This is a genomic window from Aeromonas caviae, assembly GCF_000819785.1.
Lineage (GTDB): Bacteria > Pseudomonadota > Gammaproteobacteria > Enterobacterales > Aeromonadaceae > Aeromonas > Aeromonas caviae.
Genome location: NZ_CDBK01000052.1, coordinates 84735 through 96445 on the forward strand (window position 1 = coordinate 84735; position 11711 = coordinate 96445).

Genomic DNA, 11711 nt, shown 5'->3' on the forward strand with positions numbered 1-11711 from the left:
CATTGAAAACGGCAGGATAGTTATCCTGCCGTTTTTTGTTTCCCTATTTCGCCGCCTGATCCACCAGATAGAGGATGCTGTGATAGGGAATGCCAGCGTGCTGGCTGAGCCCCATTTCACAGGTGCGGCTGTTGCTGAATCCCTGACGGCAATCCCTGGGCACCTGGGCGGGCAGGCTGGCAAGCGCCGCGGCGTTGAGCTCCGGGGTCATCAACCCTTTGTCACCGGCAAAGCCGCAGCACTGGATATGCTCAGGGACTATCACCTCGCGGGCACAGGCGCGGGCCACCGCCAGCATCTTATCCCCCAGCCCCATGCGCCGGCTGCTGCAGGTGATATGGAGCATGACGGTCTCATCGATGGGGGTCAGCTCAAGGTGGGGCAGCAGGTGTTCCAGCACAAAGGCAGAGGGCTCGAACACCCGAAGGCCCTTGCCGAGCGCCCCCGAGAGCAACCGCTGCACGCAGGGGCTGGTGTCGAGCAGCACGGGCCAGCGCCCCTGTTCGCTTGCCTGCCACAGGGCCTCGGCCAGCTCACTGCGCTTGGCTTCCGCTACCTCGCTCATCCCCTTGCTGTCATAGGGCATGCCGCAGCAGAGCCCCTCAACTCTCGCCGGCACGATGACCCGGCAGCCCGCTTTATTGAGCAAGGATTGCACCACATCCGGCAGTGACGGGGCCTCCTCCTGCTGGCCGAACACCCGGCTGGCACACGACGGCAGATAGACCACAGTGCGCTCGCTGGATCCGCCATGGCTCCCCTCCCCTTGCGGCCACCGGTAGCGGCTCGGCCCCGGCAGGGTCGGCAGCCAGGCGGGCGTGCGCTGGCCGCTCAGATGGCGAACCCCGTTCACCAATCCTGCCAGCGCCTTGTCTCCCAGCAGCTTGCCGGCAATGGCTTTGAGGCCGAGGGCCCCACGGGCCGTGCGGGTAACGCCGGCGAAATGATCGGCGCTCCAGCGGGCGATGGGCACGAAGCGCTGGTACTTGTCAGTGCGCAGCTTCTTGATCAGGCTGCCAGTGTTGATGCCCACCGGGCAGCGATCGGCGCACAACCCGGTCGCGGCGCAGGTGTCGATGCCCTGATAGTCAAACAGCCGGGCCAGCTGGTTGGAGGGCTCATCGGCACGATTGCGGCGGGCCAGTTCGCGATAGAGCACGATGCGCTGGCGCGGCGAGAGCGACAGGGTGCGCGAGGGGCAGACCGCCTCGCAGAAGCCGCACTCGATGCACGGATCCACGATGGCATCGCTCGCCGGCATGGGCTTGAGGTGGGCCAGGTGGGCCTTGGGGTCGTCGTTGATGATGACGCCGGGATTGAGCAGGCCGTCGGGGTCCAGCAGCGCCTTGATGCGCCGCATCAGCGCCATCCCCTCCGGCCCCCATTCCAGCTCCACATAGGGGGCCATGTTGCGGCCGGTGCCATGCTCGGCCTTGAGGGACCCGCCAAAGCGCACGGCGACCAGCTCCGCCACCGCATCCATAAAGGCGCCGTAGCGGGCCACCTGGGCCGGATCGTCGAACCCCTGGGTAAAGACGAAGTGCAGGTTCCCCTCCAGCGCGTGGCCGAAGATGATGGCTTCACCGTATTCGAAGCGATCGAACAGGGCTTGCAGCCCCGCCACCCCTTCCGCCAGACGTTCGATGGGAAAGGCGACATCCTCGATGATGACGGTGGTGCCTGTGGTGCGCACCGCCCCCACCGCCGGGAAGAGCCCCTTGCGAATGGCCCAGAGGCCGGCGCTGTCGACGGTAAAAGGCACCGAGGCGACCTGAGCGAACTCGGCCGCCATGGCCGTCACCTGCTCGCAGCGATCCACCAACTCCTCTTTCGATTCCCCATGCACCTCCACAAGCAGGGCGCAGGCGGCCAGATCCAGCGTCTTGATAAAGTCCGGCAGGCCGGGTTTGCCCGCCACCGAGCGCAGGGATCGCCCATCCATCAGCTCCACCGCCGCCACCGGCGCACTTTTCAGGCGCGAGGTGGCCAGACACGCCTGCTCTGCGTCCCGGAACACCAGCAGGGCCGAGGCCTTGTGGGGGTATTCGGGCACGGTATCGAGCACCACCTCGGCGATAAAGCCGAGGGTTCCCTCCGAGCCGATCATCAGGTGGGTGAGGATATCGACGGGATCCTCATGGTCGAGCAGGGCATTGATGGCGTAGCCGGTGGTGTTCTTGAGCCGGTACTTGTGGCGGATCTTGGCGGCAAGCTCGGCGTTCGCCAGCACCTCGGCGCGCAGGGCGGCAAGCCCCGTGAGCAGCTCCGGGCGCACAGCCGCCAAGGCGGCGCGGCTCTGGGGATCGCCACTCTCCAGCACGGTGCCATCGGCCAGCAGCAGGGTCATGGCGTGCAGGGTGTGATAGCTGTTATGGGCGGTGCCGCAGCACATGCCGCTCGCGTTGTTGGCGGCGATGCCACCGAGCTTGCAGGCGTTGATGGAGGCGGGATCCGGCCCAATCTTGCGCCCCAGAGGGGCCAGATAGCGGTTGGCATCGGCGCCGATCACCCCGGGTTGCAGGGCGATGCGCGCGCCATTGTCCAGAATGCGGTGGCCGCGCCAGCTGTCGGTCAGGGTGATGAGCACCGAATCGCTCAGGGCCTGGCCCGAGAGGCTGGTACCGGCGGCGCGAAAGGTGCACGGCAGGCCCAATTCGCGGCACACCGACAGCACGAAGCGCACTTCATCCAAAGAGTCGAGGCGCACGATGCGCTCGGGCACCAGGCGGTAGAAGCTGGCGTCCGTGCCGTGGGCCAGCCGAAGATCCGGGTCGCTCACCAGCCGCTCCGGCGCAATGCGCGAGAGCACGGCGGCGTCAAATTCATTCCAGCGCATCAGCAATCCTCCACCAGCACTACCAACAGGCGGCTCGGGCCGTGGGCGCCGTAGGCCAGGGTCTGCTGGATGTCGGCGGTCTTGGAGGGGCCGGAGACCAGCAACAGATTGGTGGGCATGGCCTGCTGCCAGCGCCCGGCCGCCACCAGCCCCGCCAGGTTGTCGGTTATGGTGGAAGCCGCCAGCAGGGCGATATGGCAGGGGGGCACCAGGGACAAGGTGCGCGGCTCACCGTTATCCGGCAGCAATACGAGCGTGCCGGTGTCGGCGATGGCGCCCGCGCAGTGGGTAATACCCGCCTGACAGACGTCGAACAGATCGTCCTTCCAGCTCGCGAACTCGCCTGCGGGGGTCAGCACAGATCGCCCGGCGCAGGCGGCCGCGACCGCCTCCTGCCAGCGGCCGCCCTGGCCACAGGCCAGACTCGTCACACCCTCTTCATCCAGCCAGGCGGTCAGATCCCGGGCCAGGGTTGCCTGTTGGACTGTGAGGATCTCGGCGTGGCTGGCGCTGATCCCGGCAACAAAGCGCTCACGCCGCGCCTGATCATCCTCCCCGCGCCAGGGCTGCCAGCCATGGGGGGCGTGGGCCATGGGGGTGGCGGCGCCGCGCAGGCGGCTTAATATGGCCTCTTTGCTCGACATCTCAGGACTCCTTCTTCTTCTGGCGCAGCAGGGCGTGCAGGCTCTGGGGGGCGGGTTTGGGGGCTTCGCGGCACTGGGTCCAGGGGCCCAGGTGTTTGGGCATCAAGCCCCGCAGGCGACCGGCCACCCCGGTCGCGGCGTGGTAGAGGCGCGGGTGGGTGGCGGCAAAGGCAAAGCCCTGCATGGCGAGGGTTTCGAGCCGGCTCCTGGCCGCCCCTTGCCCCGCCAGCGGTTCGTGGCCGGGCTGGGCGTCGTGCTTGGCCTCCCGACGCAGGCGCTGCAACAGGTCGGGAATGGGGATGCGCACCGGGCACACCTCGCCGCAGGCACCGCACAGGCTCGATGCGGTCACCAGATCGCTCGTGCTCTCCAGCCCCAGCAGGTGGGGGGAGATGATTTTGCCGATGGGGCCCGGGTAGATGGTGCCGTAGGCGTGGCCGCCGATGCGGGTGTAGACCGGGCAGTGGTTCATGCAGGCGCCGCAGCGGATGCACTGCAAGGTCTTGCGCAGCTCTTCGTCCCGGTAAGCCTGGCTGCGGCCGTTGTCGAGCAGCACCAGGTGCACCTCGTCCGGGCCGTCCAGCTCCCCTGCCCGGCGCGGGCCGCTGATGACGTTGAAGTAGGTGGTGATGGCCTGTCCGGTGGCCGAGCGGGTCAGGGCGCTGTAAAGGGGCGGCACGTCGGATAAGCACTCCACCACCTTCTCGATGCCGGTGATGGCCACGTGGACCTTGGGCACAGTGGTGCACATGCGCCCGTTGCCCTCGTTCTCGACGAGGCACAGGCTGCCGGTCTCGGCCACCGCGAAGTTGACGCCGGAGAGCCCCATGCCGGCGCGGCGAAACTCTTCGCGCAGGGCTCGCCGCCCGGTCTGGATCAGGGCGTCCACATCCGTGGTGGGGGTGAAGCCTTCCAGGTTACTTGCGAAGGTGTCGCTCACCTCCTGCTTGTTCTTGTGGATGGCGGGCATGATGATGTGGGACGGGGTGTCGCCGTCGAGCTGGACGATAAACTCCCCCATGTCGCTTTCAAGGCAGCGGATGCCGTGGCGCGCCATCTCGTGGTTGAAGCCCACCTCCTCGCTCACCATGGACTTGCCCTTGACGATGCTGCTCACCCCGTGTTGCTGGGCGATGCGAAGGATGATGGCGTTGGCCTCGTCCGGCGTCTGGGCCCAGTGCACCCGGATGCCGTTGCGCTCGCAGTTGGCTTCGAGCTGCTCCAGCAGGTCCGGCAGACGCGAGAGACAGCGCTGGCGAATTTGCTCCGCCGCATCGCGCACCGCCGCTTCTTCCTGCGGGTCGGCGAAGGCATCCCGGCGCTTGGCGCGCAGGTAATCCATGGCGCCGCGAAAATTCTGGCGCAGCACCGGGTCGGCCAGGGCCGCCTCGGCCTGGGGATGGAAGCGGCGCGGCGAATACTTGGCGTGATCAGACATGGGGCTGGGCCTCTTTGGTATGAGCTAAATCGCTAACAGCGGCGCCGTTATGAGCTATTTCGTCACTGTCGGGGCGGCTGTGGGCGAGCAGGAAGCTCGCCAGGTGGGTGGCAGGCAAGATCCTGCCCTGATAGGCCAGGGATCCCTTGATGTTCAAGAGGCACCCCCAGTCCGCGCTCACCAGGGTGTCGGCGCCGGTGGCCAGCAGGTGGCGGGTCTTGTCCTCCACCATGGCCTGGCTGATGTGGGGGTGGCGCACCGAGAAGGTGCCGCCAAAGCCGCAGCACTCGCTCTCGTAGGCCTGCTCGTGCAAGGTGACGCCACCCAGCTGCCCCAGCAGGCTGCGGGCCGTGGTGTGTACCTGCATCTCGCGCCGGGCCGAGCAGGAGGTGTGCATGACGATGCTCGCCTCCCCCACCCCGTGCCAGCGCACCCGGCAGATCCGGGCCAGAAACTCGGTGAGCTCGAACACCCGATCGCAAAAATCGGCCACCTCGGGGCTCTCGGGAAAGAGGCGGCGGTAGTGGTGATGCATCATGCCCCCGCAGGAGCCCGACAGCACCACCACCGGCCAGGGCTCGGGGAAGAGCGCCATCTGGCTTTGCGCCACCTTGCGCGCCTCCTCCTCGTGACCCGAGGTGTAGGCCGGCTGCCCGCAGCAGGTCTGTTTCTCGACAAAGTGCACCCTTATCCCTTCCCGCTCGATCAGGGCGATGGCATCGAGCCCCGCCACCGGGTCGAACAGGTCCACCAGACAGGTGGCGTAGAGATAGACATCGGCCGGCTTGGCCGGGTAGACCCGCATTACCTTCATCACTTGCTCTCCTTACTTGAGCTGCAGCAGTGCGTCCGAGATGTGGAAGCTGTACATGAGCGCCAGCCCGATAAGGCCGGTGACCAGCAGGTAGTAGAGGGTCGGCAGCGCGGTCTTGCGCAGCGTCGCCCCCTCACGACCGAGCAGCCCCACGGTGGCCGAGGCCGCCACCACGTTGTGAATGGCGATCATGTTGCCGGCCGCCGCACCGACTGCCTGCAGGGCCAGCATGGCGGCGGTGGAGACCCCCAGGGTCTGGGCCACTTCGAACTGGAACTGGCTAAACATCATGTTCGATACCGTGTTGGATCCGGCGATGAAGGCCCCCAGCGCGCCGATGGTGGCGCTGAGGGCCGGGAAGAACTCCCCCACCAGCCCGGCGGCAAAGTTGGCGGTGGTCACCGGCATGCTGGCGAGATCCGCCCCGTTGACCCCGGAGTTGATGAAGATGCGCACCATGGGCACGGTGAAAATCAGCACGAAGCCGGCGCCGATCAGGGTACGGCTGGACTCGCTCACGGCGCGGCCGAGGGGGGCAAGGGCGCGGGCCTGAATGAGAGTGGCGAGCAGGGCGCAGAGCACCAGCAGGCCCCCCGGCAGGTAGAGCGGCTCAATGGAGGCGCTGACCCCCTTCTCCCCCAAAAGGTCCGTGAAGGCGAGGCTCACCGACAGGAGGCTCGCCTTGAACTCCGGGCTCACCCGGCTCGCCACCAGCAGGAGCGCCAGCGCCACATAGGGAAACCAGGCCAGCATGAGCGACATGGGGCGGCCGGCGGCCTCTTTGAGATCGAGCTTCAAGGAGCCCAGCCACTCGGCGGGCCACTCGTTCTCGGGGGAGAAATCCCAGGAGTTCTTGGGCACCAGAAAACCGGCTCGCGCCGCCGTCACCACCAGGGCCAGCCCCACCAGGCCGCCGATGAGGGACGGGAACTCGGGGCCGAGCAGCATGCCGGTGAGGGCATAGGGGACGGTGAAGGCGAGCCCGGCGAAAATCGCAAACGGCAGGATGGAGAGCCCCTCTGTCCAGCTGCGGTTGCGGCCGAAGAAGCGGGTCAGCATCATCACCATCAGCACCGGCATCAGGGTGCCGACGGTGGCGTGAATGAGGGCCACGTTGGTGGTCACCTGTTGCAGGTAGATGTCCCAGCTGCTGCCACCGGCGCTCAGGGTCTGGCCGATGGCCTGGTTATCCAGCCCCTTGTTGATACCCACCAGGATGGGGGTGCCCACCGCGCCGAACGACACCGGGGTGGACTGGATCATCATGCCGAGCAGCACGGCGGCCAGCGCCGGAAAGCCGATGGCCACCAGCAGCGGCGCGGCGATGGCGGCCGGAGTGCCAAAGCCCGAGGCCCCTTCGATAAAGGCGCCGAAGCACCAGGCGATGATGATGGCCTGGATGCGCCTGTCCGGCGAGATGTTGGTGAAACCGCCGCGAATGGCGGTGATGGCACCGGTGTGTTTGAGGGTGTTGAGCATCAGGATGGCGCCGAACACGATCCAGAGCACGGTCACCGTGATCACCAGCCCCTGCAGGGTGGAGGCGATGACCCGGGTCGGGCTCATCTGCCAGCCCCAGAGGGCGATGAACACGGTCAACAGGAAGGCGACGGGCATGGCGCGCTTGGCGGGCCAGTTGAGGCCGACCAGCAGCACGGCGGCCACCAGGATCGGCGAGAAGGCCACCAGGGCCAGCAGGGTGTCTGTCATCATTGCGTCCTTGTCCAGAGGGGTGCAGAGGCGCACCTTGTTGTTGTTTTGTTAAGCGGACGTGACCTTACCCTGTTCCTTTTTCGCGATATATGGAAATAATGAACAACATTCGTTCCAAAAGTTGATCAATATGGCCAGTACCGACGACCTCATCCTCTTCGCCCAGGTGGTGGAGGCAGGCTCCTTCAGCAAGGTGGCTGAACAAAATTCCCTGACAAATTCAGTGGTTAGCAAGCGGATCGGGCGTCTTGAGGAGGAGCTCGGGGTCCAGCTCCTCTATCGCACCACCCGCCGGCTCACCCTGAGCGAGGCGGGCAAGGCGCTCTATCAAGGTGCCAAAAATGTGAAGGCCGCCGCACTGGACGCCTTCGACGCGGTGGCGGGATTTGGTGAAAAGGTGAGCGGCCATGTGCGGATGTCGGTGCCCACCATCTCCGGCGAGCTCTTGCTCGCCGATGCGGTGGCCGATTTTTGCCAGCAGCACCCGGGGCTCACGGTGGAGATGTCCCTGGACAACCGCTTCGTCAACCTGGTGGAAGAGGGGTTCGACCTGGTCATTCGCACCGGCTATCTGGATGACTCGAGCCTGATTGCCCGCCACATTCTCGACTCCCAGTGGGTCATCTGCGCCGCCCCCGCCTATGTGCGCCGCTTCGGGGCGCCGCGGGAGCCATCAGACTTGCTCACCCACAACTGCCTGCGCTACGCCTACCAGAGCACGGGGGCCTCGGAGTGGGCCTTCAAGGGGGAAGAGGGCAACTATCTGGTGTCGGTGTCGGGGAGCTTTTCAACCGACAACGCCGGCGCCCTGCGCAAGGCGGCGCTGGGGGGGCGCGGCATCGTCTATGTGCCACGCTGTCTGGTCTATCACGATCTGATGAACGGCGAGCTGGTGGATCTCTTCCCCGATCAGGTGGGCAAGAAGCTCGGCATCTACGCCGTCTACCCCTTCACCCGCCAGCCGCCGCGCAAGATAAGGCTGCTCATCGAGCACATCCGCCAGCGCTATCTGGAGATTGGCCACTACTTCATCTGAGGCCCTTGTCGGGCCTCAGAGGGCGGATGACGCCGCCTGACGGGAGAGAAACGCCAGGGACTGGCGGTTGAAGTGATCCGGCTGCTCCACGTTGCAGACATGGCCGCACTTTTCGATGATTTCGAGGCGGCTGTAAGGGTCGCGGGCCACCTGCTCACGCACCGGGGCGAGGAACATGTGATCCTCCTCCCCCATCACGTAGAGGGTGGGAATGGGCAGGGCCCGCTCACGAAAGTAGCGCATCAGGGGGTTCACCTCGGTGGCGAGACGGAACCAGCGCTTGAACTCCTTCTGACAGAGCTTGCGAGCCTCGCGCACGAAGAGGTTGCGGGACTCCTGATGGTGCTGGCGCGGCATGATGATGAAGGCGAACAGGCGGTAGAGCCACATGTAGGGCAGGAAGTGCTGGCCGAGGCGGCCAAGCTGCACCAGCACCCGGGAGCGGATGTCGAGACGCAGGATGGCACCGCCGAGCACCATGCTCTTGACCCGCTCGGGGCGAAGCTCCGCCAGGTGGCGGATGAGGATGGTGCCAAGGGAGATGCCGACAAAATGGGCGTGGGGGATGCGCAGGTGATCCAGCAGGCGCAGGATGTCCTCGGTCACGGCCCGAAAGCTGTAGTGCCCCTTTACCACCTGCTGCAGCTGGTTGGACTGGCCGTGACCGCGAAGGTCCAGCAGCAGCACGTTGAAGTGCTCCCGGTAGGCCCGCAACTGCTTGAACCAGATGGAGGAGCTGCCGCCCGCACCGTGCACGAACACCACCCAATCCCGATCGGGACCCAGTTCAAAGGTCTTGTGGTACAACATCTCATGGGCTCCCGGGGTGATGGGGGGTATACTCGGCGCGCATATTAACAGAAGGCTCACCCCGGTGAACATGCTTCCACCATGATCGGACCAGCCTGGAGTCCCCATGACCCTCGTTCAATTGCGTGAATTTTTGCTCAGCCAGCCCGGCGCCACCGAGGACACCCCCTTCGGCCCGGAGATCCTGGTCTACCGCATCGCCGGCAAGATGTTTGCCCTGGTGGACTGGCAGGCGGAGCCGCTCTCCATCAACCTGAAGTGCGAACCCGAGCTCGCCCTGCTGCTGCGGGAGATCCACCCCGAGGTGAAACCGGGCTGGCACATGAACAAGCAGCACTGGAACACGGTGACCCTGAGTGAAGGCCTGTCTGACGATCTCTGGCAGGGCTGGATAGTCCACTCCTATGAGCGGGTGGTGGCGGGTCTGCCCAGGGCGAAGCGGCCCCAGGCTCCCCGCGCGACCATCAGGGAGGGTTGACCCATGCCGTCTCTTTCTTCTCCTCGCATCGTCCCCCTCGAGGAGGCGCACATACCAAGGCTTTTGGATCTGTTCGAGAAGTCGGTACGCCGCCTGGGGCCTGCACACTACAGCCCGGAGCAGGTGGAGCAGTGGGCCAGGGGCGCCCATCACCCGGGGCTTGCCAGCCAGTTGCGCGAGCACCATGGCTGGGTCATCGAGCAAGACGATGTGCCCCTTGGCTTTGCCACCCTGAGCGATGACGGTCATCTCAGCCTGCTCTACGTGAGCGCGGATCATCCGCGCCAGGGGCTCGGCACCCTGCTGCTGGAGCGGGTGCTGGCAGCCGCCAGCCAGATGGGGCTTGGCAGCCTCACCACGGAGGCGAGCGCCTTCAGCCTCGCCCTCTTCCTGCGTCACGGCTTCCTGCTGACCGGATTGGAGACGGTGGAGCGCGGCGGTGTCCAATTTATCCGCCATCGGCTCCACTGCCGCTTGCCATGACGGGTTCAGCCACTAAAATACGCACCATTTCCCCAAGGCAATGAAGAAAGGGCAGCCATCATGGTGGTAGAGAGCGACGGTTACATTGCGCTGATCGAGTATCTGGTAGAGAGTCTGGGTCTGTTCGAGAGCCAGCAACAAGGCGGCGGCGCCCAGACCATCGAGGATCTGGTGAGCAGCCGGGTGGCCGACAACCTGATGGCCATCTGCGAGCAGAACCCCCAGCTCGACCCCAAGGTGCGCTTCCTGATCATGCAGGAGGCCGATGCCGTGGTCGCCGACCTGGAAGAGGTGCTCTCCGCCGTCTGGTTGTCCGCCCCCAGCGAAGCCCAGCAAGCCTTCCTCATCGAGTTCATCGACCTCATCAAGAACCTGTTCGACAGCACCATCAGCTGACCCCACCCCTGCCGTGACGGCAAGGGGACGAGATGCAATGAGGCGAGGAGTGAGGCGGGACGCCCAATGAAAAGGGCCGCCTCATCGGGCAGCCCTGCTTGCTAGCATTGTCAATTCATCGCGCTTGTCAGAGTAATGAATATCGGGGCAAAAAAATGTGTCTGGTCTTGGCAACCATCCGTGGTCGCTACCCTGTTGGTCAGCCAGGGTTCAGTTTAGTTCCCCACCTGACGCATTTTTTTCAATTATTTTTCATCACAATGACACGGGGGCCTGATGGCCCCCGTGGTATGCAATGACGCCTCAGCGATTCAGGCTGGGAGGCAGGCAGACGCCGATGCCCCCCAGGCCGCAATACCCCTCGGGATTCTTCTCCAGATATTGCTGGTGATAATCCTCGGCGTAATAGAAGGGGGCCAGCGGCAGGATGCGGGTGGTGATGGTTCGCCCGTCACCGCTCGCCGTCATGGCCTGCTGGTAGGCGGCCAGGCTCTGCTGGGCAATCGCCTCCTGGGTGTCATCCCCGACGAAGATGACGGAGCGATACTGGGTGCCGATGTCGCCACCCTGGCGCATCCCCTGGGCCGGATCATGGTGTTCCCAGAACAGCTTGACGAGATCCCCATAGCTGATGACCTTGGGATCGAACACCACCTGCACCGTCTCGGCGTGGCCGGTCAGGCCGCTGCACACCTCCTTGTAGGTGGGATTGGGGGTCAGCCCCCCCTGATACCCGGCGGCGGTGGAATAGACCCCGGGCTGCTGCCAGAACAGACGCTCCACACCCCAGAAACAGCCCATGCCGAACCAGGCAAGCTCCATCCCCTCGGGCCAGGGCCCCTGGGTCGGGTGGCCGTTTACTGCGTGCACCTGGCCAATCTCCAGCGCTTCCCGCCGTCCCGGCAGCGCCTCTGCCGGTGAAATAATCTGCTCCATATGCCCTGTCCTTGTATAAAACCCCGCGCAATGCGGCTGACGAAAAGGAACACCGAAGATATCAGGTTATAAGCCCGGATCAACCAGGGAGCGGCCCCCGGGGCGACCCTCCCGCCCTCGCCTGCGT

General features: G+C 65.3%; 11 protein-coding genes. 4 read left to right on the forward strand and 7 right to left on the reverse strand.

Translation table 11 applies throughout. The features are described 5' to 3' along the window. Positions 1-43: 43 nt before the first annotated feature. Genes BN1120_RS09115 through BN1120_RS09135 form a run of 5 tightly spaced genes read right to left on the reverse strand, consistent with a single transcriptional unit; the run spans position 44 to position 7442 of the window. Complete coding sequence (locus BN1120_RS09115; RefSeq protein ID WP_042015746.1) at positions 44-2836, reverse strand: FAD-binding and (Fe-S)-binding domain-containing protein; 2793 nt, start codon at positions 2834-2836, stop codon at positions 44-46. Next, positions 2836-3480 carry a LutC/YkgG family protein gene (locus BN1120_RS09120; protein ID WP_042015747.1) on the reverse strand — a complete coding sequence of 215 codons (645 nt, stop codon included), beginning with the start codon at positions 3478-3480 and terminating at the stop codon, positions 2836-2838. Before BN1120_RS09120 ends, BN1120_RS09115 begins: the two co-directional genes overlap by 1 nt. A 1-nt stretch (position 3481) precedes the next feature. Further along, on the reverse strand, positions 3482-4918 hold the full coding sequence (locus BN1120_RS09125) for a LutB/LldF family L-lactate oxidation iron-sulfur protein (RefSeq protein ID WP_042015748.1): 1437 nt from the start codon (positions 4916-4918) through the stop codon (positions 3482-3484). After that, the gene (locus BN1120_RS09130) at positions 4911-5732 is read right to left on the reverse strand and encodes a (Fe-S)-binding protein (RefSeq protein WP_080767961.1); all 822 of its coding nucleotides are present in this window, start codon (positions 5730-5732) and stop codon (positions 4911-4913) included. Before BN1120_RS09130 ends, BN1120_RS09125 begins: the two co-directional genes overlap by 8 nt. A 12-nt stretch (positions 5733-5744) precedes the next feature. After that, on the reverse strand, positions 5745-7442 hold the full coding sequence (locus BN1120_RS09135) for an L-lactate permease (RefSeq protein WP_042015750.1): 1698 nt from the start codon (positions 7440-7442) through the stop codon (positions 5745-5747). Positions 7443-7503: 61 nt separating this feature from the next. Between BN1120_RS09135 and BN1120_RS09140 the strand changes: the two genes are divergently transcribed. Continuing rightward, complete coding sequence (locus BN1120_RS09140) at positions 7504-8481, forward strand: LysR family transcriptional regulator (RefSeq protein WP_080767962.1); 978 nt, start codon at positions 7504-7506, stop codon at positions 8479-8481. A gap of 15 nt (positions 8482-8496) precedes the next feature. Here BN1120_RS09140 and BN1120_RS09145 read toward each other — a convergent pair whose 3' ends face one another. After that, positions 8497-9291 (reverse strand): alpha/beta fold hydrolase, encoded by a 795-nt coding sequence (locus tag BN1120_RS09145; RefSeq protein WP_010674369.1) that lies wholly within the window; start codon positions 9289-9291, stop codon positions 8497-8499. A 106-nt stretch (positions 9292-9397) separates the two neighbouring features. On the opposite strand from BN1120_RS09145, the gene BN1120_RS09150 reads away from it, so the two are divergent. From BN1120_RS09150 to BN1120_RS09160, 3 genes are read left to right on the forward strand one after another with little or no spacing between them, the layout of a single operon-like run. Further along, on the forward strand, positions 9398-9769 hold the full coding sequence (locus tag BN1120_RS09150) for an MmcQ/YjbR family DNA-binding protein (protein WP_039038958.1): 372 nt from the start codon (positions 9398-9400) through the stop codon (positions 9767-9769). Positions 9770-9772: 3 nt separating this feature from the next. Beyond that, a complete protein-coding gene (locus tag BN1120_RS09155) occupies positions 9773-10252 on the forward strand; it encodes a GNAT family N-acetyltransferase (protein WP_042015753.1) in 480 nt (159 codons plus the stop codon). 60 nt (positions 10253-10312) lie between these two features. Beyond that, the gene (locus BN1120_RS09160; protein ID WP_010674366.1) at positions 10313-10648 is read left to right on the forward strand and encodes a DUF3802 family protein; all 336 of its coding nucleotides are present in this window, start codon (positions 10313-10315) and stop codon (positions 10646-10648) included. A gap of 303 nt (positions 10649-10951) precedes the next feature. Here the strand turns inward: BN1120_RS09160 and msrA are convergent, their stop codons facing one another. Further along, positions 10952-11584 carry a peptide-methionine (S)-S-oxide reductase MsrA gene (gene msrA, locus BN1120_RS09165; RefSeq protein ID WP_010674365.1) on the reverse strand — a complete coding sequence of 211 codons (633 nt, stop codon included), beginning with the start codon at positions 11582-11584 and terminating at the stop codon, positions 10952-10954. Positions 11585-11711 lie beyond the last annotated feature (127 nt).